At 66.3% G+C, this 26,133-nt stretch carries 23 protein-coding genes and 1 other RNA gene; 11 read left to right on the plus strand and 13 right to left on the minus strand.

All coding sequences use genetic code 11. The features are described from left to right. The gene (gene miaA, locus ACXAGF_RS11945) at positions 1-912 is read right to left on the minus strand and encodes a tRNA (adenosine(37)-N6)-dimethylallyltransferase MiaA (RefSeq protein WP_475017272.1); all 912 of its coding nucleotides are present in this window, start codon (positions 910-912) and stop codon (positions 1-3) included. Here miaA and serB point away from each other — a divergent pair. Both serB and ACXAGF_RS11955 read left to right on the plus strand, forming a co-directional pair. Beyond that, positions 911-1,813 carry a phosphoserine phosphatase SerB gene (gene serB / locus ACXAGF_RS11950; protein WP_475017274.1) on the plus strand — a complete coding sequence of 301 codons (903 nt, stop codon included), beginning with the start codon at positions 911-913 and terminating at the stop codon, positions 1,811-1,813. The two genes, miaA and serB, sit on opposite strands and share 2 nt — an antisense overlap. Continuing rightward, positions 1,810-2,442 (plus strand): GNAT family N-acetyltransferase, encoded by a 633-nt coding sequence (locus ACXAGF_RS11955; RefSeq protein ID WP_475017276.1) that lies wholly within the window; start codon positions 1,810-1,812, stop codon positions 2,440-2,442. The genes serB and ACXAGF_RS11955 overlap by 4 nt, the downstream gene beginning before the upstream one ends. 16 nt (positions 2,443-2,458) lie before the next feature. Here the strand turns inward: ACXAGF_RS11955 and ACXAGF_RS11960 are convergent, their stop codons facing one another. The 8 genes from ACXAGF_RS11960 to ACXAGF_RS11995 form a co-directional block, all read right to left on the minus strand. Then, positions 2,459-3,994, minus strand: coding sequence for a DegQ family serine endoprotease (locus ACXAGF_RS11960; protein WP_475017278.1), 1,536 nt, complete (start codon positions 3,992-3,994; stop codon positions 2,459-2,461). Positions 3,995-4,136: 142 nt separating this feature from the next. Continuing rightward, positions 4,137-4,322 carry a DUF2065 domain-containing protein gene (locus ACXAGF_RS11965; RefSeq protein ID WP_475017281.1) on the minus strand — a complete coding sequence of 62 codons (186 nt, stop codon included), beginning with the start codon at positions 4,320-4,322 and terminating at the stop codon, positions 4,137-4,139. Between the two features lie 10 nt (positions 4,323-4,332). Continuing rightward, positions 4,333-5,256 (minus strand): protease modulator HflC, encoded by a 924-nt coding sequence (gene hflC, locus ACXAGF_RS11970; protein ID WP_475017283.1) that lies wholly within the window; start codon positions 5,254-5,256, stop codon positions 4,333-4,335. Further along, entirely contained in the window at positions 5,256-6,362 is a 1,107-nt protein-coding gene (hflK, locus tag ACXAGF_RS11975) for an FtsH protease activity modulator HflK (protein ID WP_475017284.1), read from the minus strand. Before hflK ends, hflC begins: the two co-directional genes overlap by 1 nt. Positions 6,363-6,531: 169 nt before the next feature. Beyond that, complete coding sequence (locus ACXAGF_RS11980; RefSeq protein WP_475017285.1) at positions 6,532-7,053, minus strand: dihydrofolate reductase; 522 nt, start codon at positions 7,051-7,053, stop codon at positions 6,532-6,534. Beyond that, the gene (locus ACXAGF_RS11985) at positions 7,054-7,662 is read right to left on the minus strand and encodes a glutathione S-transferase family protein (RefSeq protein ID WP_475017287.1); all 609 of its coding nucleotides are present in this window, start codon (positions 7,660-7,662) and stop codon (positions 7,054-7,056) included. It lies immediately after the preceding gene. A gap of 27 nt (positions 7,663-7,689) precedes the next feature. After that, the gene (locus tag ACXAGF_RS11990) at positions 7,690-8,484 is read right to left on the minus strand and encodes a thymidylate synthase (RefSeq protein WP_475017288.1); all 795 of its coding nucleotides are present in this window, start codon (positions 8,482-8,484) and stop codon (positions 7,690-7,692) included. A 102-nt stretch (positions 8,485-8,586) separates the two neighbouring features. Further along, positions 8,587-8,898: a DUF2853 family protein gene (locus ACXAGF_RS11995; protein ID WP_475017290.1), complete on the minus strand. Its 312-nt coding sequence runs from the start codon at positions 8,896-8,898 to the stop codon at positions 8,587-8,589. Between the two features lie 354 nt (positions 8,899-9,252). Between ACXAGF_RS11995 and ACXAGF_RS12000 the strand changes: the two genes are divergently transcribed. The 7 genes from ACXAGF_RS12000 (at position 9,253) to ACXAGF_RS12030 (ending at position 14,853) form a co-directional block, all read left to right on the plus strand. Next, entirely contained in the window at positions 9,253-10,281 is a 1,029-nt protein-coding gene (locus ACXAGF_RS12000; RefSeq protein ID WP_475017291.1) for a D-alanine--D-alanine ligase family protein, read from the plus strand. Between the two features lie 56 nt (positions 10,282-10,337). Then, positions 10,338-12,176 (plus strand): tetratricopeptide repeat protein, encoded by a 1,839-nt coding sequence (locus tag ACXAGF_RS12005; protein WP_475017295.1) that lies wholly within the window; start codon positions 10,338-10,340, stop codon positions 12,174-12,176. 215 nt (positions 12,177-12,391) lie between these two features. Further along, positions 12,392-13,165: a tetratricopeptide repeat protein gene (locus ACXAGF_RS12010; RefSeq protein ID WP_475017298.1), complete on the plus strand. Its 774-nt coding sequence runs from the start codon at positions 12,392-12,394 to the stop codon at positions 13,163-13,165. 78 nt (positions 13,166-13,243) lie between these two features. Next, positions 13,244-13,599, plus strand: a transfer-messenger RNA (tmRNA) gene (ssrA, locus tag ACXAGF_RS12015). 167 nt (positions 13,600-13,766) lie between these two features. Then, the gene (locus ACXAGF_RS12020) at positions 13,767-14,285 is read left to right on the plus strand and encodes an SspB family protein (RefSeq protein WP_475017301.1); all 519 of its coding nucleotides are present in this window, start codon (positions 13,767-13,769) and stop codon (positions 14,283-14,285) included. A gap of 15 nt (positions 14,286-14,300) precedes the next feature. Then, entirely contained in the window at positions 14,301-14,510 is a 210-nt protein-coding gene (locus ACXAGF_RS12025; protein WP_475017303.1) for a DUF4169 family protein, read from the plus strand. Between the two features lie 100 nt (positions 14,511-14,610). Beyond that, the gene (locus tag ACXAGF_RS12030) at positions 14,611-14,853 is read left to right on the plus strand and encodes a ribbon-helix-helix domain-containing protein (protein ID WP_475017305.1); all 243 of its coding nucleotides are present in this window, start codon (positions 14,611-14,613) and stop codon (positions 14,851-14,853) included. Between the two features lie 54 nt (positions 14,854-14,907). Here the strand turns inward: ACXAGF_RS12030 and ACXAGF_RS12035 are convergent, their stop codons facing one another. After that, the gene (locus ACXAGF_RS12035; RefSeq protein WP_475017307.1) at positions 14,908-18,597 is read right to left on the minus strand and encodes an AsmA family protein; all 3,690 of its coding nucleotides are present in this window, start codon (positions 18,595-18,597) and stop codon (positions 14,908-14,910) included. 138 nt (positions 18,598-18,735) lie between these two features. Continuing rightward, entirely contained in the window at positions 18,736-20,148 is a 1,413-nt protein-coding gene (locus tag ACXAGF_RS12040) for an FAD-binding oxidoreductase (RefSeq protein WP_475017309.1), read from the minus strand. Between the two features lie 177 nt (positions 20,149-20,325). Between ACXAGF_RS12040 and ACXAGF_RS12045 the strand changes: the two genes are divergently transcribed. Next, entirely contained in the window at positions 20,326-20,547 is a 222-nt protein-coding gene (locus ACXAGF_RS12045; protein WP_475017312.1) for a hypothetical protein, read from the plus strand. 81 nt (positions 20,548-20,628) lie between these two features. Here ACXAGF_RS12045 and ACXAGF_RS12050 read toward each other — a convergent pair whose 3' ends face one another. Together ACXAGF_RS12050 and ACXAGF_RS12055 are read right to left on the minus strand one after the other, a co-directional pair. Continuing rightward, positions 20,629-23,808 (minus strand): efflux RND transporter permease subunit, encoded by a 3,180-nt coding sequence (locus ACXAGF_RS12050; RefSeq protein ID WP_475017314.1) that lies wholly within the window; start codon positions 23,806-23,808, stop codon positions 20,629-20,631. Next, complete coding sequence (locus ACXAGF_RS12055; RefSeq protein ID WP_475017317.1) at positions 23,808-24,986, minus strand: efflux RND transporter periplasmic adaptor subunit; 1,179 nt, start codon at positions 24,984-24,986, stop codon at positions 23,808-23,810. Before ACXAGF_RS12055 ends, ACXAGF_RS12050 begins: the two co-directional genes overlap by 1 nt. Before the next feature lie 388 nt (positions 24,987-25,374). Here ACXAGF_RS12055 and ACXAGF_RS12060 point away from each other — a divergent pair, with 388 nt between their 5' ends. Next, positions 25,375-26,058 carry a L,D-transpeptidase gene (locus ACXAGF_RS12060; RefSeq protein ID WP_475017320.1) on the plus strand — a complete coding sequence of 228 codons (684 nt, stop codon included), beginning with the start codon at positions 25,375-25,377 and terminating at the stop codon, positions 26,056-26,058. Positions 26,059-26,133: the final 75 nt, after the last annotated feature.

Genomic DNA, 26,133 nt, shown 5'->3' on the forward strand with positions numbered 1-26,133 from the left:
TCACGCCGTCACGTCGGCCCCGTCGGTGCGGGTCCAGCTGTCGTCCATCTGGTTGCGGAACCATGTCATCTGCCGCTTGGCGTACTGGCGGGTGGCGGCGGCACCGCGTTCGGCCACCTCGGCCGCGCTCATCCTGCCGTCCAGGAACGCCGCGATCTGCGGCACGCCGATCGCCTTCATCACCGGCATCTCCGGCGGCAGGCCGAGCGCCAGCAGCGCCCTCACCTCCTCGACGGCGCCGGACGCCAGCATGGCGGCGAAGCGGCGATCGATGCGCTCGTGCAGCAACTGGCGCTCCGGCAGCACCACCAGCTTGCGCGCGCGTTGCGGTTCGATGAGCGCCGGACCCGCGGCGGCCTGGAAGTCCCGGATCGAGCGCCCGCTCGCCTCGAAGACCTCCAGCGCCCGCAGGATGCGCTGCCCGTCGGCGGGCCGGAGCGCCTCGGCCGACCGGGGATCGCGCTCCGCCAGCCTTGCGTGCAGCGCTTCGGGCCCCTCCGCGGCCAGCCGAGCCCGCAGCGCCTCGCGGATCTCCGGAGGGACCGTGGGCATGTCCGACAGCCCGCCCGTCAACGCCTTGAAATAGAGGCCGGTCCCGCCGACGAAGACGGGCATCCTGCCGCGGTCGCGAAGCTCCGCCGTCACCGCGCGCGCTTGGCGCAGCCACTCCCCGCTCGAATAGGCGTCCCCCGCAGGCACATGCCCGTAGAGCCGGTGCTCGACGCCGCCCATCTCGTTCGGCTGCGGCCGTGCGGTCAGCACGTTCAGCGTGTCGTAGACCTGCATGCTGTCCGCATTGACGACCACGCCGCCAAGCGCCCGCGCCAGCCGTACCGCCAGCGCGGACTTGCCGCTGGCGGTCGGGCCGGCTATCAGGATCGCGTCGGTCTCAGCTTCGGGAATATTCATCATGGCCCTCGTTGCCACGCTTATCGCCAATCCGTCAAACCCGGTCCTGTCGCCCTCGATCGGAGAGAAGGCGGCGGCGGCGGTGAACGCGGCGGGCCTCTACTGGCTCGCCGACGGCATTGCCTGCGATCTCGTGCTGCGCGATGGCGCCGACCCGGCCGGTGCGGGCGAAAGTCTGCGGACCGCCGTGGGCGGCGATCCGATCGATCTCGTCATCCAGGAGGCCGAGACCCGGCGCAAGCGCTTCCTCATCGCCGACATGGATTCGACCATGATCGGCCAGGAATGCATCGACGAGCTGGCGGCCGAGGTCGGGCTGAAAGATCGGGTATCGGCGATCACCGCTCGCGCGATGAACGGCGAGATTGCCTTCGCACCGGCCCTGCGCGAGCGCGTGGCCCTGCTCAAGGGGCTTCCGCTCGCCGTCGTCGGAGAGGTTATCGCAAGGCGCATCACGCTCACCCCCGGCGGCCCCGAACTGATCGCGACCATGAAGGCCAGGGGCCATTATACCGCGCTCGTCTCCGGCGGCTTCACCGTCTTCACCAACCCCATCGCCGCAAGGCTCGGCTTCGACGAGAACCGGGCCAATATCCTGCTCGAGGACGATGGCACGCTGACGGGAGAGGTTGCCGAGCCGATCCTCGGCAAGCAGGCCAAGGTCGATGCACTGATCGACATCTGTGCGCGCCTCGGCATCTCTCCGCAGGACGCGATGGCCGTCGGCGACGGCGCCAACGATCTCGGCATGCTGCACCGCTCCGGTTCCGGCGTGGCGCTGCATGCCAAGCCGGCCGTCGCGGCCGAGGCCAGGATGCGCATCGACCACGGCGACCTGACGGCGCTGCTCTACATCCAGGGCTACCGGCGATCCGATTTCGTCACGCCCGGACCGGGCGCGTGAGCGGCAGCATCAGCAAGACACCCCGCCTGACGGTTCGCAACTGGGCGGAGACTGACCGCGACCTGTTCCACGAGATCAATTCCGACCCGGAGGTGATGGCTTTTTTCCCGTTCCGGCGCAGTCGACAGCAGTCGGACGAACTGTTCGACCGCATTCGCCAGTCGATTGCGCAAACCGGACTCGGATTCTTCGCGGTGGCGCTGCGCGGCGATGACAGGCCGATCGGCTTCTGCGGCCTCGCCCGGACCGAACTCGAGCCCATCTTCCCGAACGGCACGGTCGAGATCGGCTGGCGACTGGCCCGGCCCTTCTGGGGCCAGGGCTATGCGACCGAGGCGGCCTCGGCACTGCTCGCCCACGGTTTCAAGAATTGCGCACTGCCGGAAATCGTCTCCTTCGCGGTGGCCAACAATGTCCGATCCACCGCTGTCATGGCCCGCATCGGCCTGCGCCGAGACCCCTCGCGCGACTTTCTTCATCCGCGCGTGCCGGACACCCATCCGCACCTCGCCCCCCACGTCGTCTACGCGATCACGCATCGACAATGGCACGCGAACCGGGTCCCAGCACGTGAATCGGGTTCTGAAGGTGATGAATCGAATTCACCGCAGACAGACATAACCCGCTGACGAAAATAGAATATTCCTACTCGATCCGCACGGTCACGAAGCGCAGCGCGCCCGTCTTGTCGGCGAGCATGAGCAGCGCGTTGCGGCGATCCTGACCCTTGAGCGCGGCGAAGCGCTTGGTGACGTCCTCCGGGGTGGTGACCGCCTCCTGGCCGATCTCGACGATCACGTCGCCCGGCTGGATGCGGCGCTCGGCGGCGTTGGAACTGGGATCGACGGCGGTGATCATCACGCCCTTGACGGTTTCGACGACGCCGTAGCTCTTCCGGGTCGCCTCGTCCAGCGCGCTCAGCGTCATCCCGAGGATCACCGGGGCGGCCTGCCGTTCGGCGAGCTGATCCGGTGCCTTGTCCTCGCTTTCGCCGGCGTCCGTGTCGGCCTGGGCGATCTTCTCGCCGTCCTCCAGCCGGCCCAGCGTCACCTTGACGTTGACCTCCTTGCCGTCGCGGATGACGACGACGTCGACAGCCTTGCCGACCGGGCTCTCGGCGACCACCCGCGGCAGGTCGCGCATCTCCTCGACGCCCTTGCCGTCGAAGCGGATGATGACGTCACCGGTCTTGATGATGCCGTTGTCGACCGGTCCGCCCTTGATCACGCCCGCCACCAGCGCCCCCTTGGCTGCGGCCATGCCGAGGCTTTCGGCGATGTCGTCGGTGACCGGCTGGATGCGCACGCCGAGCCAGCCGCGCCGGGTCTCGCCGAACTCCTTCAACTGCAGGATCACGTTCTCGGCCAGTTCCGTCGGCACCGAGAAGCCGATGCCGATCGATCCGCCCGACGGCGAGATGATCGCCGTGTTGATGCCGATGACCTCGCCCTTCATGTTAAACAGCGGCCCGCCGGAATTGCCGCGGTTGATCGCTGCGTCGGTCTGGATGAAGTTGTCGTAGGGGCCGGCGTTGATGTTGCGGCCGCGCGCGGAGATGATCCCGACGGTCACCGACCCGCCAAGGCCGAAGGGGTTGCCGATCGCCATCACCCAGTCGCCGATCCGCATCTGGCGCGAGTCGCCGAACGGAACCGCGACCAGCGGCGTCTTCGGCTCGACCTTGAGCAGCGCAAGGTCGGTCTTGGTGTCCACGCCGACGAGCTTCGCCTTCAGTTTGCTGCCGTCGGCGAAATTCGCCTCGATGTCGTCGGCGCCCTCGATCACATGGTTGTTGGTGACGATGAACCCCGCGGGATCGATGACGAAGCCCGACCCCAGGGAGTTGACGGTGCGCGGGCCGCCGCCGCCCTCGCCCTGTTCGCCCTTGAAGAACTCGTCGAAGAAGTCCTGGAACGGCGATCCCTCCGGGATCTGCGGCATCGGCGTCTGGTCGTCGTCCTTGACGTTCTGCGAGGTGGAGATATTGACCACGGCGTCCAGCAGCTTTTCGGCGAGATCGGCGACCGACTGCGGCCCCTGCGCAGGCAGCGCCACCTGCGGCCGGATCTGAACCTGGGACTGGGCCTGCGCATGGACGAGCCCGGCACTCGCGACGAGCAACGAAAGCGCTGTCGCCAAGGTCCGCGTGCCGAACTGTCGTGCCCCGGTGATCGTTGTCATCTGCGCTTTCCTTTATGAACCATTATAAACCAATCATCGCGACGGATGCGGCGGAATTGGGGATGCGCATCGGCCGGCGTCGGCCGCGGCACTGTTGCCCTTCCTCCTGCGGCCTGCAAGCGCCGGTCGTGGCCGTGCGCGTCTATCCCCGGATCATCCAGACCAGCCCGACGCCGGCAGCGACAGACGCGAGGCCGAGGAACCGCAATTGTGCATCCGGAACGGCTGGCAGCAGCGCCGCCATGCGTTTCAACAAAGAAGGGGCCAGTGCGTACACCAGCCCCTCGATCACCAGGAAGAACGCAATTCCCGTCAGGAAATCGGCCATTCCCGCAAGCTCAGTCCGCAGGAACGGGCGCAGGTGGCGCCGCGGCAGCCGGCACCTGTCCGCTCATGTCGCCGAAATAGCGGAAGAACTCCGAATCCGGATTGAGCACGAGGGTGGTGTCGGTGACGCCCAGACTTTGGCGATAGGCGCCCATCGAGCGATAGAAGGCAAAGAAGTCCGGATCCTTCGAGAAGGCCTCGCCGAAGACGCGATTGCGCTCGGCATCACCCTGACCTCGAATGATCTCCGATTCCCGCCGCGCCTCGGAAATGATCTCGACGACCTGACGGTCGGCGATCGCCCTGCGGGTCTGCCCCTGCTCGTTGCCGCGGGCGCGGATCAGTTCGGCCTCGGCGAGACGCTCGGCCTTCATGCGCTCGTAGGTCTGCTGCGAGACTTCCTGTGTCAGATCGGTGCGGCGGATGCGCACATCGCTGATCGTCAGTCCGAGGTTCTCCGCATCGGGCGTCAACTCGTTGCGGACCTCGCGCATCATCGAGGCGCGTTCGTCCGAAAGCGCGGACTCGAAGCCGCGCAGACCGTAGACGCGGCGCAGGGCCGAATCCAGTCGCGTGCGCAGCCGCGCTTCCGCGGCGTCCCGGTCGGCCGACACCGCCTCGCGGAAGCGGCGCGCATTGCTGATGCGGTAGACCACGAAGGCGTCGACCTCGTAGAACTTGCCGCCGGAGACCTGGACGCGAATGTTGTCCAGGTCGAAGCGGAGCTCCTGGTCGGAGACGAACTGGACGCGATCGGCGTCCATGAAGGCGAAGGGCAGCTTGAAATAGATGCCCGGCTCGGTCTTCACGGACTGGATCTCGCCGAAGCGGACGACGATCGCCTGCTGCCGGGCATTGACGATGAACACCGACGAATAGGCCAGGAACAGGAGCACGGCGGCCCCGACAAGGATGGCTGGCAAACGGTTGCCCATTACTGCGTACCTCCCGCCTGCTGCTGCTGCGTCGTCGGCTTTCCGAGCTCGTTGAGCGGCAGGAAGGGAACGACGCCCTGCCCGCCCTGCTTTTCGTCGATGACGACGGTCTTGGAGCCCTTCAGGACACCCTCCATGGTTTCCAGGAACATGCGCTTGCGGGTCACGTCCGGCGCGGACCGGTACTGTTCGTAGATCGACACGAAACGCTGCGCCTCGCCTTCGGCCTCGTTGACGACGCGGTTCTTGTAGGCGGCGGCCTCTTCGCGGATCTGCGCGGCCTGGCCTCGTGCCTGACCGAGCTTCTGGTTGGCATACTGGTTCGCCTCTTCGACGAAGCGGTCTTCGTCCTGTTCGGCGCGCTGCACCTCGTCGAAGGCGTCGGCCACCTCGCGCGGCGGCGAGGCGTCCTCGATCGCGACCGTGTTGATGGAAATGCCGGAGCCGTAGGAATCCATGGTCGACTGCATCGTCGTCTTCACGGCCTCGGCGACCGCCTGGCGGTTGTCGCGGAAGACGTCCTGGGCCGGCCTGCGGCCGACGACCTCGCGCATCGCGCTCTCGGCGACCTGTTGCAGCGTCGCCGTCGGGTTTTCCAGGTTGAAGAGGTAGGCCCGCGGATCGGTGACCGAGAAGAGCACCGAGAACTGCACGTTGACGATGTTCTGGTCGCCCGACAGCATCAGGCCGCTGTCGTCGGAGCCCGCGGCAGCGCCCCTGCGGCCGATGTTCTGCTGCTGCTCGGTGATGGTGACCATTTCCACCGTTTCAAACGGCCAGAAATGGAAGTGCAGGCCGGGCATGGCGATCTCGTCCTTCGGCTTGCCGAAGCGCAGCTCGACGCCGCGCTCGTCCGGCTGGACCGTGTAGATCGAGTTCATCAGCCAGAACACCCCGATGAGCAGGGCCGCGATGACGAGGATGCCGCCGTTGAAGCCTCCGGGAACCACGTTCTTCAGCTGGTCCTGACCGCGCCGGATGATCTCCTCGAGATCCGGCGGGCCGCCGCTGCCGCGGGGTCGGTTCGGTCCCTGCCCCCATGGTCCCTGATTGTTGCCGCCGCCGCCCCAAGGGCCGCCGCCGCCGTTCTGATTGCTCCAGGGCATCAATACCTCTTTCTCTGGTCTCTCCCGCTCTCATGCGCACGCGCGAAGTTAACCGGGCGTCACACGATGTGATCCCGTTATATGTATCCACCATGCCGCTTTCAACGGAGCCGGCGCCAACTTCGGGCCAAATGGGCAAAATAGTTCGTGAACAGGCCCTTAGGACCGTTCAGCGCCCGGAACGGCGCCGGTAGGTGAGGAAGCGCATGGCGTGGCTGTCCTTCTCGCCCTGCGGAATCTCCGCTTCGTGAACGACCTCGAAATCGCCCGGTTCGATGGCGGGAAAGCGGGTATCGCCCTCAATTTCCGCCTGCACCTGCGTGACATGCACGATGTCCGCCGTGGCGATGGTCTGGCGATAGATGTCGCCGCCGCCGATGATGCAGATCTCGTCAGCACCGAGTTGCTGCGCCTCGCGGCGCGCATAGACCAGCGCCTCGTCGAGCGAGCGCGCGACGATGACGCCTTCGGGGCGGAAGGCGGTGTCCCGGGTCACGACGATGTTCGGCCGCCCCGGCAGTGGACGGCCGATCGACTGATAGGTCCTTCGCCCCATCACCACCGGTTTTCCGAGCGTCAGCTGCTTGAAGCGCTTGAGGTCGGAGGGCAGCCGCCACGGCAAGTCGCCGTCGCGGCCGATCACGCCGTTCAGCGCGGCCGCCACCACCAGTACGATCTTCGGTTCAGACATTCACTCCACCCCGCCCGCAGCCTGCGCCTTGTCCCGTTCCTGCGCACGCGCCAGCGCCGGCCGCGCCGCCATGCGCTGCACGTACTGGTCGACCGTGGCGCCGGCCGGCAGCAGCGATCGCATCCACATCAGCGAGCTCGACAGGATCACGTCCACCGAGCACGGCCCCTGCCCGAGCAGGTAGGGCTGCTTGTCGAGCGTGGCGACGACATGGTCGCACATCGCCTTGTGCAGCCGGGCAGCCTCGACGTTGCCCTCTGTCCAGCCGTTCACGTGGCTGATCGCGGCCGGCTCGATCACGCCGGCATAATAGGCCAGCCAGGAGAGATAGGCGCCGCGCTCGCTCGTGCCCGCCTCCCGGCCCATTTCGCAGCCGGGAAAGAGGTCGGTCATGTAAAGTGCGATCGCCGTCGACTCCGTGACGATCGACCCGTCATGGATAAGCGCCGGCACCTGGCCATGCGGATGCGGATTGCCCGGATCCGGCCCGCCGGACCCGTCGCGGCGGCGGATGCTGACATTGCGGATCGCATAGTCGGCGCCAAGTTCCTCGAGCAGCCAGAGCATGCGGAACGAACGCGATTGCGTGGCATGGACAAGCGTCAGCATGGCTCCCTCCCTTGCCAGCCGGCCGCGCTAGACGGCGATCGGCGCCTTGATGCTTGGTTCGGCCTCGTAGCCGACCAGTTCGAAGTCTGTGTACTGAAAGGAAAAAAGGTCCTTCACAGCGGGGTTCATCCTCATGAACGGCAGCGGCCTCGGCTTGCGGCCACGCTGCAGCGCCACCTGTTCGAAATGATTGTGGTAGATGTGCGCATCCCCCAGCGTGTGGACGAAGTCGCCGGGCTGCAGGCCGGTCACCTGCGCCACCATCATCGTCAGCAACGCGTAGGAGGCGATGTTGAAGGGTACGCCGAGGAAAACGTCGGCCGAGCGTTGGTAGAGCTGACAGGACAGCCTTCCGTCGCTGACGTAGAACTGGAACAGGCAGTGGCACGGCGGCAGCGCCATCTCGTCCACCAGCGCGGGATTCCAGGCGGAGACGATGTGCCGGCGCGAATGCGGGCTCTTGCGGATGCTTTCCACCACCGTGGCGATCTGGTCGATGTGGCGGCCGTCCGGGGCCGGCCACGAGCGCCACTGGTAGCCGTAGACCGGTCCGAGATCGCCGGCCTCGTCGGCCCACTCGTCCCAGATCGTGACGCCGTTGTCGCGGAGGTAGGCAATGTTCGTGTCGCCCTTGAGGAACCACAGCAGCTCGTGAATGATCGAGCGAAGATGCAGCTTCTTCGTCGTCAGCACGGGAAAGCCGTCCGACAGGTCGAACCGCATCTGATAGCCGAAGACGGAGCGTGTGCCCGTTCCGGTCCGGTCGGACCGGTCGGTCCCGTGCTCCATCACGTGGGCGAGAAGGTCGAGATATTGCTGCATGGGGCGGCCGCCGATCTGATTCCGGACACCCAATCTAGAGCCAAGACTTCGACCGACCAATGGCGAATCGGATCTTATCCCGGATTTCCTGCCCCGAAGCGCTCAGGCGAGCGTGCCGAGCTTGCCCAGTTCCTTTGCCGCCAGATAGTAGAAGGTGACGCGCGACTTCGAGCGGTCGTCGGCCATCGCCGCGCACACCTTCTCGACCGCCTTGTCCGCCGCCTCGCCGGTGACGCCGAGTTTCTTGCCGCACCATTTCTCCTTGACGCGATCCAGTTCGTCGGGGTCGGAGCAGGAGACGAGCGCAGAATCCCGGTTGCGCAACGCGATTCCGAGATGGCTGACGATCTTCTTCACCACGGCCTCGTCGGCGGCGCTGTCGTACTTTCGGACATCTGCGAGATAGTCGGTCATGCTGTCTCCTCCGTCGGATATCGGGTGTGGACCGGTGCGGGCTTCAGCCAACGGTCGCAGTCTTTCACGCGATAATGGCAAGTCAAGTGCAAACGGGCGTATCCCGGCGCGCGGTGCTCAACCGCATGCCAGCCAGAGTTTTGGTTTTGTCTATATTCGACATTTGACATATATTAACCGGAAGCAGCATCGGACGTCTCAGTCCTGATCAAGGCTGCAGTGCCGGGCGGTGGCGGACCGTCGATCGCAGGCACCTCCTCTTGTTCGGGCCGACCGAGCTGAACGCTTATCGCAGCCATCCGGATTCCTTTGACCGCAAGATCTGCGCCGCGCAGCAAGAAGGACGATCGGGCAATGAGGATTGGCATCACATTCGACCTGCGCGACGACTATGCCGGGGAAGGATTTGACGACGAGCAGACCGCCGAGTTCGACAGCATCGAGACGATCGTCGCCATCGAGGCCGCGCTTCACTCGCTCGGCCATGCAACCGAACGGATCGGCCGTGCCCAGGCCCTCGTGCAGCGGCTTGCCGCCGGCGAGCGCTGGGGTCTTGTCTTCAACATCGGCGAGGGCATGCACGGATTCGGACGCCAGGCACTGATCCCGTCGCTGCTGGACAGCTACGGCATACCCTACACCTTCTCCGACCCGCTCGCGCTCTGCGTCACGCTGCACAAGCCGACGGCAAAGCGCATCGTCCGCGATCACGGCCTTCGCACGCCCGATTTTCTGGTCGTCGAGCGCCTTGAGGACGTGGGCCACGTGACGACCGCCTTTCCGCTGTTCATCAAGCCCGTCGCCGAGGGCACGAGCAAGGGCATCTCGCCCGCGTCGAGGGTGACCGACATGGCCCAGTTGCGCGCCGGCTGTCGGCGTCTGCTCGCCCGTCACAGGCAGCCCGTGCTCGTCGAGGCCTTCCTTCCCGGCCGCGAGTTCACCGTGGGCATCCTGGGGACCGGCGCTGACGCCGAGGCGATCGGCGCGATGGAACTGCTGATGCTGGATGCCGCCGAGGCGGACATCTATTCCTATGAAAACAAGCAGTATTTCGAGGAGCGGGTCCGGGTTCGACTGGCCACGGACGCGGCTGGCACGGCCGTATCCCGCCTCGCGCTCTCCGCCTGGATGGCACTGGGATGCCGCGACGCCGGCCGCATCGACATCCGCCTCGATCGCGACGGAAATGCGAGCTTTCTCGAGGCCAACCCGCTGGCCGGCCTTCACCCGACGCATTCCGACCTGCCGCTGCTGGGCCAGCTGGCCGGCATCGCCTATGTCGACCTGATCGACCGGATCGTCGTTTCGGCGCTGACACGCGCAGGGATCGGCACACCGCATCCGGTCGCGAGTGACCGGCATCACGACACGGTCCCCCCCTGACCCGATCGACCACATTTCTCGAACGGCACAGCAAAAGCGATGGCTGGAGGGCAGCGATGGAGCGGAGGCTGGTTACCGTACTTGTGGCCGACGCCGTCGGTTACAGTCGACTGGTGGGGCAGGATGAAGAGGGCGCGCTCGTCCTCTTCAAGGAATGCGCCACGATCATCGAGCAATGCATCCGTAGCCACAGCGGCCGCATCTTCGGCACCGCCGGCGACAGCGTCATCGCCGAGTTCCAGAGCCCGGTCGAGGCGCTGCGCAGCGCACTCGCCATCCAGGGCCAGATCAGCGAGGTCGAAAGCGAACTGCCGGAGGACCGGCGGATGCTGTTCCGCCTCGGCCTCAACCTCGGCGATGCCGTCGTCGAGCAGGACAACCTCGTCGGCGAGGCCGTCAACGTCGCCGCGCGCCTCGAAGGCCTGTCGCAGCCGGGCGGCATCTGCGTGTCGGAAAGCCTGTACGAGCAGGTCAAGCACCTGCCGGAATTCGCGTTCCAGGATCTCGGCGCGCGCCGGCTGAAGAACATTCCGCTGCCCGTCCGCGCCTACGAGGTGAAGGGCACCGCGTCGCGCCGAGGGCGTCGGCGCTCGCCGCTAAGGCGTTCCGCGGTGGTCGCAGCAGTTCTGGCGGTGGCGGCCGTCCCGCTCTGGTGGGCCTACGGCCCCGCGGTCACCCCCTCCGGCAACGGCGAGCCGCAACAGTTCGCCTCGGCGCAGCCCTCGATCGCGGTGCTGCCGCTCAACAATGTCAGCGGCGACGAAACGCAGGAATACTTCAGCGACGGTTTGACCAACGACATCACGACGGACCTGTCCAAGTTCGCCGGCCTTTTCGTCATCGCCAACAATTCGGCTGCGACCTTCAAGGGCAAGCCGACGAAGGCCAACGAGATCGGCAAGTCGCTCAAGGTGCGCTACCTGCTGGAGGGGACGGTCCAGAAGACGCCCGAGCGGCTCCGCATCAACGTGCAGCTGATCGACGCCCTCTCCGGGCACCACGTCTGGGCGGACCGCTACGACCGAGACCTCGGGGACGCGTTCGAGGTGCAGGACGAGATCACGCGCAACATCGTGACGGCGATGGCCGTCAAGGTCAGCGACGCGGAGGAGCAGCGCGCCAGCCACAAGCCAACCGGCAGCATGGACGCCTATGACTACTACCTTCAGGGCCGCCGGATCTGGTCGGATCCCGACAAGGTGACGCCCGAGGGCAACGAGGAGGCACGCCAGTTGTTCGAGAAGGCGATCGAGCTCGACCCGTCCTACGCGTCGGCCTATTCGGAGCTTTCCTATGTCCACGTCCGGGACTATCAGAACGGATGGAGTTCCGACGGCGAGGCCTCGTTGAAGAAGGCGGAGGAATACGCCGAAAAGGCCCTCAGCCTGAGCGCCGACTCCGGCAGCCACTGGTACCTCGCCATCGTCGCCTGGAACCAGGGCAATTTCGACAAGGCCTTTCACGAGTACGAGACCGCGCGCCAGCTCAACCCGAACGACCCGGACCTCGCCGCCGACATGGCCGAGGCGCTGATCTATGGCGGCGAACCGGAACGGGCCATCGAGCAGGTCGAGGGCGCAATGCTGCGCAATCCCTGGTATCCCTACTGGTACCTCTGGAACCTTGGCCGGGCCTACTACATGGCCGGCCGGTACCAGGAGGCGATCGACACGATCGACAAGATGACCGACCCGCCGAACGATGTGCGCCTGATCACGGCCGCAAGCCAAGCCCAGCTCGGAAACCTCGACGAGGCACGGGCGATCATGGCCGAGTTCAGCAAGAACGACCCGGACTGGTCGGTCGAAAAGTCGACGGACTACTACTATCGCAAGGACAGCGACCGGCAACACTGGGCCGACGGGCTGAGAAAGGCCGGACTGAAGGAAAAATGAGCGGATATGCCCGGCGTAACTAGTGGTTTCCGCCGAAATCCAGCAAAGATTTGCACCAACAAGAATGTTCGAACGGTCTCTGACAGTATGTTATACTTGTCGGCAGAGCAATTTTCGCAAAGCACTGCCAGTCTCCTGACGCATTGAATTTGGCCGACATTCCGTACAGACCCTGCATCACACAGCAGTTGGACACTTGCCATTGGGAGGACAGCATGACGACCGCCCGAGAATTGTGCCATCTAGCCCGGCGACAGGAATTGACGCCTGCCGGCAACGACAAGGCCAAGAAATACTACGTGGATGCGATTACACTCGATCCAAACTATCTCCCCGCCTACGCCGAACTCTCCTATGTGTTTGTGCGGGAAGCCCAAAACGGCTGGAGCGCCAACCCGCAAGCGTCGCTTGCAGAGGCAAGGAGAAATGCCGACCGCGCGGTTGCGCTGAGCGCCGACCCCAAGAGCCACTGGGCGAACGACTTCCGCGGCCATTGGTACAGTGCGATCGTACACTGGAACGACGGCAATTTCCTCAAGGGCTTTGCCGAGTATCAGGCCGCGCGCGCGCAGATAAACGATCCGGACCGGTTTGCCAGGGATACGGCCGAACTCGACGCCGACATGGCGGAAGCCTGCATCTACAATGGCGACCACCAACAGGCGATCGACCTGATCGAGGACGCCATGAAGCGATACCCCGATTTCCCCTACTGGTTTCGCTGGAACCTGGCTCGTGCCTATTACATGGCCGGCCGCTACCAGGATGCGATCGACGAAATCAACAGGATCGTGCCGAACGATCTCCGGCTGATCGTCGCCGCCAGCAAGGCGCAACTGGGCGAGACTGACTATGCAAAGCACATCATGGCCGAGTTCACGCATTACGATCAGAACTGGACGCTCGCGAAATCGTCCGCCTACCCCTATACCCGCCAGAGCGACCGAGATCATTGGCTCGAGGGTCTGTCGAGGGCGGGCCTGACGTAAAGCTGCCGACGGCCTGCCAGCGCACGGAGGGTCAGTGGGCGGCCGCCGTTGCCGCCGTCGCGGCCGCGGCGAAACTTGCGCCTTGAATTCGCAGAAAGCTTTCCTTATCTTAAGCCTGCTTCGCAAGAAGACTATGGCGCTAAACCGACTGTGCAATAGATGTTCTGGACGCGGCTTCGAAGCCGCCGCCTCCACCAAAAACCGAAGGACGAGTTCGGCTTTTGATGGGGGCGAAATGGGATCGACAGGCATTGAAAGACTTTCGCTGTGCCCGGCATTGTACCACCGTTATCGGGCTAAACTTATAGTTGCAAACGACAACTATGCTGAAGCACGTCTCGCCGCTTAATCGCGGTGCGACACTTCAAATCAAGCCCTTGCGGGTAGCACCGTAAGGCGGGGTCCGAAGGCACCTGGCAACAGAAGCCTTCACCTTCTCCCCTCTTCCGAAATGGTTTATAGCTGTCACGAACAATGACTCGCGGTCGCTCGCGCCGAAACAATCGGCAGCGATAGGCGCGCAGACAGTTGAAGCCGTTTGACGCCGCCGCCGGATTTCGGCAAAAGGCGAAGAACGGGACAAGCAGAAAGACAGGCTCTGATGGCGCAGGACCATATCCGCTACGACATACTCGCTCAGGACGCTCTCCGCAGCGTCATCCGCAAAGTCTTGAGCGAGGTAGCGGCCACCGGGCATCTTCCCGGCGACCATCATTTCTTCATCACCTTCCTCACCGGCGCTCCCGGCGTGCGCATTTCGCAGCACCTGAAGGCGAAGTACCCCGAACAGATGACCATCGTCATCCAGCACCAGTTCTGGGATCTCAAGGTCAACGAAAGCCAGTTCGAGATCGGCTTGTCCTTCTCCGATACGCCGGAGAAGCTGGTGATTCCTTTCAATGCCGTCCGTGGTTTCTACGACCCCTCCGTCAGCTTCGAGCTCGAGTTCGACGTCGCAGCCGGCGAGGAGGAGGAAGACCAGCCGGGCGCAGAGGTTACCGCCTATCCGGCCGACAGGGCCGATGAGGCCGGCGAGGAACCGCCCCGCGACGGCGGTGACGACGACAAGAAGCCGGGCGCCTCGGTTGTCTCGCTCGATTCCTTCCGCAAGAAGAACTGACCGGACGGAGGCGGCATGAGCGGCGACGTCGTCAATCTCCGCCAGGTCCGGAAGCAGAAGGCCCGCTCGGAAAAAGAACGCCAGGCCGAGCAGAACCGCATCTCCTTTGGCCGCACCAAGGCCGAGAAGAACCTCACCCGCGCCTTGAACGACAAGGCGGAGAAGGTGCTCGAGCAGGGCCGACTCGAACGACCGGACGGCAAGCCGGATGGCCAGGGCGAATGACGCCACACCCCGCAACAGGCGAAAACGCTTCCATTTCAGCAGTTTGCACCAGCCGGCGGAATCAACCCGCCAGCAACCTGAATCCGTTTGTGAGCCTTGGGTGATCCGCAAACATTCCGCCACCCTGCACGGTCATCGCACGAGCTTCTCGCTGGAGGAGCCGTTCTGGGCGGAACTGAAGGAGATCGCTGCCGATCGCGGCATTCCCCTTGCCGCGCTGCTCCGGGAGGTCGACGACGGCCGCGACCCGGAAAGCAATCTTTCCTCCGCGCTACGCGTCTACGTGCTCGAGCAGTTCAAGGCCAGGCTCGCCAGACGGGGGCCTGCCGGACCGCGCGATTGAGCGGCTAGCCACGACCGGCCGCGGCCGGGCCGTCCGTTACCGTGGTCCGCAGCGTCAGTTCACGCCGGGCAGCGAATCGAAGTTCAGGCTTTGGCCGCTGATCGGCGGCAGTTCCTCGCGCACCACCCCTTCGCCGGGGCTGACCGGCAGCCCGCGTCCTTGCGTTGCCGGCTGTCGGGCCTGCTCCGCGGCCCGCCGCTCCGCCTCGGCCGCCTGCCGTCGGCGCTCAGCCTCATCCTGCGCCGCCTTGCGCCTGCGCTCTTCTTCCAGCGCCTGCAGACGGATGGCCTCGGCCAGGGCAGCACGCGCCGCCGCCCGCGATCGGTAGAGGGCCGCCTCGCGGCGCAGGCGCTGCTTTTCCAGCACCGTCGCCTGCAGCATCTCGACCCGGCGCCGCTCGCGCTCGAACTTGCGGAGCGAGAGGTAGTTGCTCAGCGGCTGCGCGTCGAGCCGCATCTGCGGCGCGTCGATCGGCCCGGCAAAGGCGAGCACCACCTCCGGCTCTCCGCCGGCCAGGGCTTCTTCGCCGGCGTTCAGGCGCATGGCGATCTGCGCCGACAGCGTGCGGGCCGGCAGGTTGGCCTCCGCCCAGCCCTCGAAGCTGGCAGCGCCGTCCGTGCCCGTGATGGTGTCGGCGCGGAGCTTGCCGGCGGCGAGGGTGAAGGGAATATCGACCGCGCCGAGCAGGGCTTCGCCGCCCAGGGCATGGTCTCGGGCGATCGCATCGACCTTCGGTTCGGTGATATCGCCGTCGATCGCGTCCGCCGCCGCGAGGATCGCGCCGAAGCCGCCACTGTCGACCCCGTTGAGCTTCAATCCTTCAAGGCGTGCCTCGCCCGAGCCGCTCGCGGCCGCGACCATAGAGGCAACACTGGTTCCCGACGCGTCCAGCGCCAGCGTCAGGTCGGCCGTGCCTGCTGCCGCCGGCACGCCGTCCTGCCCGACCCACACCATCTGCGCGACGTCGCCCCCCCTCAACCCAAGACGCGTCTCCAGGAGGCCGTTGCCCTCCGCGTTCGTCAGCTTCAGCCGACCCGAAAGCGTCCCGCCCAGCCAGTCACCGGCGATGTCTGACAGGGCGACGTCGCCGCCGTTCCAGGCAAGCCAGGCATCGAAGTTCTCGACCGGCTCGTAGAGCCCCGTCCAGAACTGCCCGGCCGTCAGGCGGATCGTGAAATCGGCGCCGTCGCGGACGGGACTGCCGAGCGACGCTCGATTGAAACCGCCGGCCTCGACGTCCTCGAGCGGCCCGAGCACGCCTTCGGCGAGCCACGCCAGATCGATGGTATCGAAACGCAGTGCACCGCTGCCCTTGGCGGCGGCGCTACGGGCGACCACCACCTGCCCGGATACGCCGTTGCGGTCCAGCGTTCCGGCGATGTCCGCCAGCCGGACGTCCGCCGCGTCGATGAGGGCCGTGGCCTTCAATGCCACCGGCAGGCCCGCGCCGGACTGGGGAAGCACGATGCCGTTCATCAGCAGGTAGGGCTCGATGTCGCCCGCTTCGGCGGAAACGTCCAGCTTGCCTTCGAGGAACCGGTCTGGCGCCAGTTCGACCTTGCCGGCGGCCTCGATCGACGTGCCGTGGGTGGTGAAGGAAAAGCTGAGGTCCGCCGCACCGTGCCGGGGCTGCCTGACCTTCATTGCCACGATGCCGTCCGGCTCGCCGTCGAGCGGCAGCGGTTCAAGCCCGAGCTGCCCCGCCAGAACGACCGTACGCGGATTTTCCAGCACGGCCTCGGCCTCGAAGTTGCCGCCTTGGAGCAAGTCCCCGAACACGTCCGCGGAAAGGCGCGCGTCGATCCGCCCGCCATTGACGCTGCCGGCCAGAATGATCCCGGCCGGCCCGCTGCGGTCGCCGGGCAAGGCCAGCGTCAGCGCCAGGTCGGCGTCGTCATAATAGCCGCCGCTGGCGGCGAGGCGCGGGAGCACCGGGTGGGACGGCAAATGCCGGACCAGCATTTCAAGCACCGGCCGCAAGTGTGCCGCCTTCAGGCTCAGTTCGAGGCCCGCGGAAGGCGAAGCCACGGTGCCGCCCAGCTGTCCCTTGACGGACACGGCCGCCCCGGCGAGCGAGCCGACTTCCAGCCGGCCGACATTCAACACGCCGTTCTTCAGCGACAGCACGGCATCGACCGCCCGCGCCTCCTCGCCGAGCGCGGCAAAGCGGTCCGCCTTCAGGTCGAGCGCGATCGAATGCCGGTACAAAGCCTCGGAGGACGCCTCGCCGGCGACGAGCCCCACCAGAGCCTGCAGCATCTCGATCTCGACGCTGTCGCCGGTGAGCGCGATCGATAGCGTCGGCGCCCTGTCCGGGCGCGACTGCCGCTCGACCCGCCCCGTGAGGGTCGCAGCGCCCACGGCGATTTCGAGATCCTCGAAGCGCTGCAGTTCGTCGGCCAGGTCGACTTTGGCGGCGAAGCCGGCGCTTCTCAGCTTGCGGATCTCCGGGTCGACCGAGCCGGCCAGCCACGATGCCAGCCCGGAGGGCTGGTTCGAGGCCACCAGCAGCTCGCCGCTGAACCCGCGCCGGCCCGAGAGCGTCAGTCGGCCCTTGGCCTCGACCGTCGTCCGGCCGGGAAACTGTGCGGTGCTGCGGGCAATGGTCCAGCCGGTCCCGTCCGGCACGACGTCCAGCATCACCTCACGCACGGTCGTGTCGCCGATGACGATCGCCGGCAGCTTCAGACTGGCGCGGCCGGGCACCTGCGGGATCGGGATGTCGGCCAGGATCCCGAGCAGCCCCTGCAGCCGCTGCCGCGCCGACACCTCCGCGTTTCGCCCGGTCTTGCCGCGCTCACCGCTGTTGCCGATGCGGTTGACGTCGATCTGCTGGCCGTCGGCGATCAGCAGGAATTCCGGCTGCTTGCCGGTGTCGAGGGTCGCCTCGCCGGTGACGACATAGGGATCGGCGGGATCGCCGGCCGCAAGACTGTACTGCGGCACCCGCAGGCGATCGTTCGAAAGCTCGAACTCTCCGGAAACGCGGATCGGGGTGGGGGGATCGCCGTCTCCCGCCGGCTTTCGTTCGGCAAGAAAGAAGTTGCCGTTATATTGCGGCCGGAAGTCGACGACACGGAAGTCGCCGTCGAGATCGGCGGCAAAGCCGGCGCTGTCAGGGACGATCCGTGTCTTCACCTTCAGGCTGCCGTCATCGTCCAGCTGTCCGGTGGACAGCTGGAACGAGCCGCTCTGGCCGTCGAGCACGCCGCGGCCCTCGGCGCGCCACGGCCCGCCGAGAGCGCGCGCGGAAAGCTGCGCGTCCAGCCCCGCCAGTCGCCGGGTTCGGCCGGCCTGCTCGTCGACGAACTCGATCTCGCCGCCCGTCACCTCGACATTTTCGAGCACGACGACCTTGGCCGGAATGGCGGTCCGGCGTCCACGCGCCCAGTCGAGCGTTCCGTCGGCGCGCAGCTTCAGCCTGACCTTCGGTTCCTCCACGCGCATGTCGAAAATCAGCGCTTCACCGCTGAGGAACGGCGCCAGTTCCGCATCCATCGAAAAGCGCCGGATGCTGGCGACCGGCTCGGCTCCGTCCTCCTCGCCGACGCGCACGTCGCTGAGGGTGACCGAGGGGAACGGGATCAGCCGCGCGTCGACGCTGCCATGCACGACCACCCGGCGGCCGACGATGCGGCTGGCCTCGCGCTCGAAGTCGCGGCGGAACTCGGTCCAATCGATGAAGAACGGGGCGAGCAGGGCTGCAAACAGCGCCACGACCACCAGACCACCAATTGCCAACATTACCCGTGACAGCACGCCGCCAAACCCGAGTCTATCCCATCCGCATGGCCGCCCGGAAGCGGCTCACGCCCACGCTGTCCGGCGCTCTTCGCCGGATCGATCCAGCCCCGACTATAAGCAGGATGTTGGCTCCCTGTCTCACTCCAGCGGAAAAATCTTTCCGGGATTGAAGATGTTGTCCGGATCGAGCGCGCGCTTGACCTGCCGCATCACATCGACTGCCCCACCCAGTTCCCGCGGCAGGAAGGTCTGCTTACCCTGGCCGATGCCGTGCTCCCCGGTGCAGGTCCCGTCCATGCCGAGCGCGCGCGCGTTGAGGCGCGCGACAAAGGCCTCGACCTTCTCGATGTCGGCGGGATCCCTGTCGTCGAAGACGACGCTGACGTGGAAATTGCCGTCGCCGGCATGGCCGACGATCGGGGCGAGCAGGCCATGCGCCTCGATGTCGGCTTCGGTCTCAGCCACGCAGTCCGCCAGGCGCGAGATCGGCACACAGACATCGGTGGCGAGCACGGCGGCCCCGGCGCGCAAGGCCTTCGCGGCCCAGTAGACGTCGTGCCGCGCCTTCCACAGCCGCGCCCTCTCCTCGGCGTCCGACGTCCACTGGAAATCGCCGCCGCCGCACTCGGCGGCGACCTCGCCGAACTGTCGCGATTGCAAGGCAACGCTGTCGCCGGAGCCGTGGAACTCGACGAACAGGGTCGGCTGTTCGGGCAGCGACAGCCCCGAATAGGCGTTGCAAGCCTTGATCTGCAGCGCATTGACGAGCTCGATCCGCGCCACCGGGATGCCGAGCTGGATCGTCATGATCACCGCGTTGCAGGCATCCTTGAGCGTTGGGAACCCGCAGATGCCGCCGGCGATCACCTCCGGAATGCCGCGTAGCCGCAGCGTGATCGAGGTGAGCACACCGAGCGTGCCTTCCGCACCGACATAGAGCCCGGTCAGGTCGTAGCCCGCCGACGACTTTCGTGCCCGCCGGGCGGTCTGGATTTCCTCGCCCGCGGCGGTCACCGCCGTCACCGCGAGAACATTGTCCTTCATAGTCCCGTAACGCACGGCGTTGGTGCCGGAGGCGCGGGTCGACGTCATGCCGCCGATCGAGGCGTTGGCGCCGGGGTCGATCGGGAAGAACAGGCCGGTGTCGCGCAGGTACGCATTCAGCTCCTCGCGCGTGACGCCGGGCTCCACCGTGCAATCGAGATCCTCGGCGTTGACCGCCAGCACCCGGTTCATCCGGCTGAAATCGATCGAGATGCCACCGTGCGGCGCGTTGACCTGGCCCTCGAGCGAGGAGCCGGCGCCGAAGGGAACGATCGGCACCCTGTGCTCGGCACAGAGCCGGACGGCGGTCTTCACCTCCTCCGCGTTCTCGGCAAACAGCACCCCGTCGGGGATTTGCGCCGGGATGTAGGTCGTGGTGTGGGCGTGCTGCGCCCGGACGGCCTCGCCCGTCTGGAAGCGCGTGCCGAAGGCCTCCCTGAACGCCGATGCGGCGGCCTTGATGGCCTCCTCGTTGCGGGCTCCCGCCCGGATGTCCGAAAGCGCCATGGCTGCTCCTCCCCGCGTGACTGCGGCCATATGTGCGGATTGCAGGGCGGCTGTCCAGAGCAAGATTTCCCGGCACCCGCCGTCAAATCCCCGGTCGAAACACGCTTATGTTATTAGTTTGTAATATACCGCGCGATGCCGGATAATTGCACGCAGGGATGGAAAGGAGTGCCAGCCATGAACCCGCGCAGCACTTGGACAATCGTTGCCGTCGTCCTCGCCCTGGTCATCATCTTCTTCGGCTACCGGATGCTCGGCGAACGCCCACCGCCGGCCGAGACCACGACGGCGCCAGCCACCACCACGGAACCGGCAGGAACCGACACAAGCGCCCCCGCAACGGGCGGAACGACCGAACCGGTGCCGGCGGAGGGAACCCAAACAGGGACCAGCAACTGACCTGGGCAAGGGCCCCTTGCCGATGGAACTCCGGCCCCGTGCGATTGCGGTCGCGGCGTTCCCGGGACATCTCCGAGGCTGCTACTCCGCAGCCTCGGCCTTGGGCAGCGCTGTCTTTCCTGGCATGGGAACGGGCTGGAGCGGCGGCCCCGCCGCGGCGTCCATCTCCATCTGCAGTCGCTTCTCCTCGTCCGCATGCGGCGTGGTGAAACGGGCGATGGTCAGGTAGGCGACCGGGGTCAGGTACAGCGTCACGATGGCGGAAAGACCAAGACCGCCGACCAGCACCCAGCCGAGCGCGATGCGCGCTTCGGCGCCGGCCCCGCTTGCCAACACCAGCGGCAGCGCGCCGAAGATCGTTGCGATCATCGTCATCATCACCGGGCGCAGGCGGATGTTCGACGCGTTCTCGATCGCGTTGCGCACGTCCTGCCCGCGATCGCGCAGTTGATTGGCGAACTCCACGATCAGGATCCCGTTCTTGGCCATGATGCCGACCAGCAGGACCAGCCCGATCTGGCTGTATATGTTCAGCGTCGTTCCCGTCAGGATCATCGCGAAGACCGCGCAGGCCAGGCCGAGCGGCACCGTCGTCATGATGATCAGCGCGCTGACGAAGCTTTCGAATTGCGCAGCCAGCACCAGGAAGATGATGACGATCGCAAAGCCGAAGGTGATGAACAGGCCGCTGGCATTCTCGTCGAGCGTGGCGGCTTCGGCCAGCGGGATCACCCGAGAGCCCTCGGGCAGCAGCGGCTCGGCCATTTCCTCGACCAGCGTCAGGGCCTCGCCGAGCGCAAGACCGTCTTTCAGGCCGGCGGACAGCGAGACCGCGCGCAGCTGCTGCTCCCGCGACAATTGCGGCGCGACCGCCTGTTCCCTGAGCGAGGCAATCGAAGACATCGGCACGATCCGGCCATCGCCGGTCTTCAGGAAGATGTTCTCGAGATCGGTGGGATCGTTGACCGGATTGGTGGTCGACGAGATCATCACCGGATAGGCCTGGCCCTCGACATAGACGTCGACGATGCTGGAGCCGTCGATCACCGCCTTGAGCGCAGAGGAAAGCCCGTCGATGTCGATGCCGAGGTCGGAGGCGCGCTCCCGGTCGATCGTCACGGACAACTGCGCCTGGTTCGCCTCGTAGTTCAGCCGCACGTTCTCGAATCGGCCGCTGTCCTCGATCTTGCGCACCAGCTCGGCCGCGGCCTTGCCCAGCTTCTCGTAGTTGTTGCCGACGAGGGCCACCTGGAGGCCACTACCGGCGCCGCGGATGCCGAGGCTGTTCGGCTGGATCGCGAACGCGCGCACCGACGGGACGGCCTCCGCCGCCGCGTTGATGTCCACGACAATCTCCTGCTGCGAGCGCTCGCGCTCGCCCCAAGGCGCCAGCGTCAGCACCATGAAGCCGCTGTTGGTCGAGCCGCCCTGCCCCGAGATCGAGAAGATGTTGACGATTTCGCCCGCCTCGTAGAGCGGGCGCAGGCGCTCCTCGATCAGCCGCATCTGTTCCTGCGCGTATTCGAGCGACACGCCTTGCGGGGCGTTGATGCGCATCATCACCAGCGAGCGGTCCTCCCGCGGCGTCAATTCCGACTCCAACGTCAGGAACGACCCGGCGCCGAACGCCGTGAACAGCAGCGCCACCACGTAGACGATCAGCGGCGCGTTGAGGCAGGCCCTCAGCGTGCGCCGGTAGAACGCCGAGCACAGGGTGCCGAACCGGCCGAGCAGGCTGGACTGGTTGTGGTCGGGCTTGCGGTTGAGCAGGCGCGAGGCGAGCATCGGGCACAGGGCCAGCGCGACGAAGCTGGACAGAAGCAGCGCGAACGCGAGGACGAAGCCGAACTCGCGGAAGAGCCGCCCGGTCTGCCCGGGCAGGAATGACAGCGGCACGAACACCGCGCAGAGCGTGGCGGTCGTGGCAAGGACGGCGAAGAAGACCTCCAGCGTTCCCAGCACGGCGGCCGCGCGCGGCCCCAGCCCCTCGGTGCGCCGACGCACGATGTTCTCCAGCACCACGATCGCGTCATCGACGACCAGACCGGTGGCGAGAACGACGGCGAGCAGCGTCAGGATGTTGATCGAAAAACCGGCGAGATAGATTGCCGCGATCGTGCCGATCAATGCGATCGGCATGCTGATCGTCGGGATCAGTGTCGCCCGCCAGTCGCGCAGGAAGAGGAAGATGACCAACGTCACGATCACGACCGCGACCGCGAGCGCGATCTCGACCTCGTGCAGGGCGCCGTCGATGAACACGGCGTCGTCGCTGGTCACCCGCAGTTCGGTGCCCTCGGGCATGATCTCCTTGAGCTGTGCGACGGTGGCGCGGATGCCGTCGGAGATCTCGAGCGTGTTCGACTGCGCCTGCCGGATCACGCCGAGGCCGATGCCCTGACGTCCATTAGCGCGCAGCGCCGTCGTGCCGTCGTCCGGTCCGAGCGTGATGGTCGCGAGGTCGCCGAGCCGGACATGGTTCTGCAGCATCAGGTTCTCGAAGTCCTCCGGCGAGGCAAGATCGGCCGTCGCCCGGACGGTGATGTCCTGGTTCATGCTGGTCAGCGAACCGGCCGGCACGTCGAAGGACGCGGTCTTCAGCGCAGCGCTGAGGTCGGCGATCGTCAGCCCGCGGCTCGCCAGCTTGGCCTGGTCGATGTCGACTCGAAACACCTTCTCCTGTTCGCCGTAGACCGAAACGTCCGCCACGCCCTCGACCGCCGCGAGGCGATCGGTGATCTCGTTTTCCGCCAGCAGCGTCAGGTCTTCCATCGACAACCGGTCGGAGGTGAGCGCAAGGCGCATGATCGGCTGGCTGTCGGCGTCGGCCTTGACGACTCGGGGCTCCTCGGCCTCGTCGGGAAGCTGGTTGGCGACGCGCCCGAGCGCATCGCGCACGTCGTTCGCCGCCTGGCCGACATCGGTCGAATCGGAGAATTGCATGACGACGCGGCTGCGGCCGAAGGAGGAGGTCGAGGAAATGTCCTTGATCCCCTGAACGCGCGAGACCGCGCCCTCGACGACGTCGGTCAGCTCCCGGTCGACGGTCTCCGGCGAGGCGCCGTCGAAGTCCGTGGTGACGGTGATCACCGGCTGGTCGACCGACGGCAGTTCGCGGATCTCGACGCCGCTGAAGGCGGCCAGCCCCGCCACCACGATCAGGGTGTTGACGACAAGGGCCAGTACCGGCCGGCGCACGAACAGCGCGGTAAAACCAGCCTGCCCGCCCTGCATCTCCTTAGACGCACCGTGCTTGGACATCACGAGCCCTCCGCCATCGCGGATTGGGGCGCCGCGCTGCCGGCGTCGCGGATCCTGACCTCGCTTCCGTCGCGCAGACGCTGCAGTCCTTCCGTGGCCACGGCGTCGTTTTCGGCGAGTTCGGCATCGACCAGAACCTTGTCCGGGTTGCGCTGGATGATCTTCACGGGCAGCTTTTGCGCCTTGTCACCAACGATGCGCCAGACAAAGGAGCCGTCGGCGCTCCACTGCACCGCCAGCGGATCGACGCTGGGGTAGCGATCGCCCTCGAATCGCATGGTGACGGAAAAGGACATGCCGGCGCGCAGCACGTCCTCGGGATTGTCGATGCGGGCACGCACGCGCAGCGTCCGGCTCGCCTGGTCGATGCGATTGTCGATCGCCTGCACCGCGCCGGTAAAGACTTCGCCGGGCCGGGCGATCGCCGTTGCCGAAACGGCTCCGCCGACCTCGATCTTGGTCGCGAACCGTTCCGGCACCCAGAAATCGACGAGGATTTCCGAACGATCGTCGACGCGCGCGATCTCGCTCGAGGTGGTGACATAGTCGCCCGGATTGACCGAGATGATGCCGACCACGCCGGCATAGGGCGCGTTGATGTCGCGGCGGCTGAGATCCAGTTCGGCCTTCTGCAGCGCCAGTTCCGCCGCCTTGAGCTCGTCGCGCGCATCCTGGATCGCGACGGCCGTGACGGCGGCGGCGGCCTTGAGGTTCTCGTAGCGGTCCAGCTTGTCCTCGGCCCGGTCGCGGGTCAGCCGCGCCTGGTCGGCGGCGATCCGCTGTTCGATGTTGTCCAGTTGCGCGATCATCTGGCCCTGGGTGACCCGCTCGCCGGATCTGACCAGCACCTGCTCGAGATAACCGTCCGAATAGGGCGTCACGATCACGTTCCTGATCGCCTCGCCGTCGCCGATCGCGCTCAGCCGGTCGTTGACCAGCGTCATCTGCACCGGCTTCGTCACCACCAGCGACGGACCGCCGAAGCCGCCGCGCCGGCGCTCGCCCTGGCCATCCTGCCCGTTGCCGGGTTCCGCCGCCGGCGCCACCCACGCCACCACGCTATCGGGCAGGCCCGCCGCCTTCAGCGTGTCGCCTGCGCCCGGTGCCAGGCGCCCCCAGATCAGCACACCGGCCGCGATCACCGCAAGGCTCACAAGGGTTTGTTTCCAAAGGCGCATCGAATTCTCCGGGGCATAGGGCGACGTACCGCGTCGGCACGGTTGCCACATAGAACAAGTATCGTGTCTTGCCCATGAACCGGCAACGAAAGAATGCAATCATTACGGAATTGTAAGAATTGCGCGAGCAACCGAATGCAGCCAAACCATCGGCTGCCGGCGGCGCGCTCGCCGTTGCGGTGATTGCAGACACTCCTCGCCGGATCGCGCACTCCGGCCACCGCCGCGCCTTGCGCGGTCATCGCGCCACCCACGGCACCGGGCTGGCTTTCCGTGACGATGCCGCGCCGTGACGAAAATGTGATCGCCGCCCGGACTTGCCCTGGGGCGGACACCTTCGCTACGGGGGGTACATCTTCCGCACAACCGCCTCGAAAGACCCGCACGCATGCCGACCACCACCCGGAGATCCTTCATCCTCGCCGCGGCTTCCGTGGCGCTCGCGAGCTGCTCCACCTCCATGCCCAGGACCGCGCCCGTTCCGGTCGCGCCGCGCCGGCCCGTGCTGGCGCCGAGCGACACCGAGTTGCAGGCGATGTACGGCCCGGTCGAGGACGGCGGTTTTCTCATCCCGGCAGTGCCCTATCAGGAGATCGACCCGCGGTTCTATCGCCAGCGGGTGGTCGACCCGACCGGCGAACCGGCGGGCACGGTGGTCGTCGACACGCCGAAGCGCTTCCTCTACGTCGTCGAGCCCGGCGGCACGGCCATGCGCTACGGTGTCGGCATCGGCCGCGATGGTTTTGCCTGGCAGGGTGAAGGCGTCATCCACTGGCGTCAGGCCTGGCCGCGCTGGAAGCCGCCGAACGAGATGGTCGCCCGCCAGCCGGAACTGGCAAAATACTCCATCGAAAACGGCGGCATGGAGCCCGGGCTGAAGAACCCGCTCGGCGCGCGGGCGCTCTACATTTTCCAGAACGGCCAGGACACGCTCTACCGCCTGCACGGCAGCCCGGAATGGCGCTCGATCGGCAAGGCGGTCTCGTCGGGCTGCGTGCGCCTGATGAACCAGGACGCGATCGACCTTTACCGCCGCGTGCCGTACCACGCCCGCATCGTCGTCTACCAGTAGCAGGCGGCCGTTGCTCCGCGCCGGCCGCCGCTGCGTGGCCGGCGACCGGAATAAAAGAGGAACACGAACTGGCCT

This window comes from Mycoplana sp. ABR4_002, from assembly GCF_056159645.1.

Excerpts from the sequence above, each read along its gene's own strand:
- serB (WP_475017274.1), top strand. The coding sequence starts at position 911 with ATGGCCCTCGTTGCCACGCTTATCGCCAATCCGTCAAACCCGGTCCTG.
- miaA (WP_475017272.1), bottom strand. The coding sequence starts at position 912 with ATGATGAATATTCCCGAAGCTGAGACCGACGCGATCCTGATAGCCGGC.
- ACXAGF_RS11960 (WP_475017278.1), bottom strand. The coding sequence starts at position 3,994 with ATGACAACGATCACCGGGGCACGACAGTTCGGCACGCGGACCTTGGCG.
- ACXAGF_RS11965 (WP_475017281.1), bottom strand. The coding sequence starts at position 4,322 with ATGGCCGATTTCCTGACGGGAATTGCGTTCTTCCTGGTGATCGAGGGG.
- hflC (WP_475017283.1), bottom strand. The coding sequence starts at position 5,256 with ATGGGCAACCGTTTGCCAGCCATCCTTGTCGGGGCCGCCGTGCTCCTG.
- hflK (WP_475017284.1), bottom strand. The coding sequence starts at position 6,362 with ATGCCCTGGAGCAATCAGAACGGCGGCGGCGGCCCTTGGGGCGGCGGC.
- ACXAGF_RS11980 (WP_475017285.1), bottom strand. The coding sequence starts at position 7,053 with ATGTCTGAACCGAAGATCGTACTGGTGGTGGCGGCCGCGCTGAACGGC.
- ACXAGF_RS11985 (WP_475017287.1), bottom strand. The coding sequence starts at position 7,662 with ATGCTGACGCTTGTCCATGCCACGCAATCGCGTTCGTTCCGCATGCTC.
- ACXAGF_RS11990 (WP_475017288.1), bottom strand. The coding sequence starts at position 8,484 with ATGCAGCAATATCTCGACCTTCTCGCCCACGTGATGGAGCACGGGACC.
- ACXAGF_RS11995 (WP_475017290.1), bottom strand. The coding sequence starts at position 8,898 with ATGACCGACTATCTCGCAGATGTCCGAAAGTACGACAGCGCCGCCGAC.
- ACXAGF_RS12000 (WP_475017291.1), top strand. The coding sequence starts at position 9,253 with ATGAGGATTGGCATCACATTCGACCTGCGCGACGACTATGCCGGGGAA.
- ACXAGF_RS12005 (WP_475017295.1), top strand. The coding sequence starts at position 10,338 with ATGGAGCGGAGGCTGGTTACCGTACTTGTGGCCGACGCCGTCGGTTAC.
- ACXAGF_RS12010 (WP_475017298.1), top strand. The coding sequence starts at position 12,392 with ATGACGACCGCCCGAGAATTGTGCCATCTAGCCCGGCGACAGGAATTG.
- ACXAGF_RS12020 (WP_475017301.1), top strand. The coding sequence starts at position 13,767 with ATGGCGCAGGACCATATCCGCTACGACATACTCGCTCAGGACGCTCTC.
- ACXAGF_RS12025 (WP_475017303.1), top strand. The coding sequence starts at position 14,301 with ATGAGCGGCGACGTCGTCAATCTCCGCCAGGTCCGGAAGCAGAAGGCC.
- ACXAGF_RS12035 (WP_475017307.1), bottom strand. The coding sequence starts at position 18,597 with ATGTTGGCAATTGGTGGTCTGGTGGTCGTGGCGCTGTTTGCAGCCCTG.
- ACXAGF_RS12040 (WP_475017309.1), bottom strand. The coding sequence starts at position 20,148 with ATGGCGCTTTCGGACATCCGGGCGGGAGCCCGCAACGAGGAGGCCATC.
- ACXAGF_RS12045 (WP_475017312.1), top strand. The coding sequence starts at position 20,326 with ATGAACCCGCGCAGCACTTGGACAATCGTTGCCGTCGTCCTCGCCCTG.
- ACXAGF_RS12050 (WP_475017314.1), bottom strand. The coding sequence starts at position 23,808 with ATGTCCAAGCACGGTGCGTCTAAGGAGATGCAGGGCGGGCAGGCTGGT.
- ACXAGF_RS12055 (WP_475017317.1), bottom strand. The coding sequence starts at position 24,986 with ATGCGCCTTTGGAAACAAACCCTTGTGAGCCTTGCGGTGATCGCGGCC.
- ACXAGF_RS12060 (WP_475017320.1), top strand. The coding sequence starts at position 25,375 with ATGCCGACCACCACCCGGAGATCCTTCATCCTCGCCGCGGCTTCCGTG.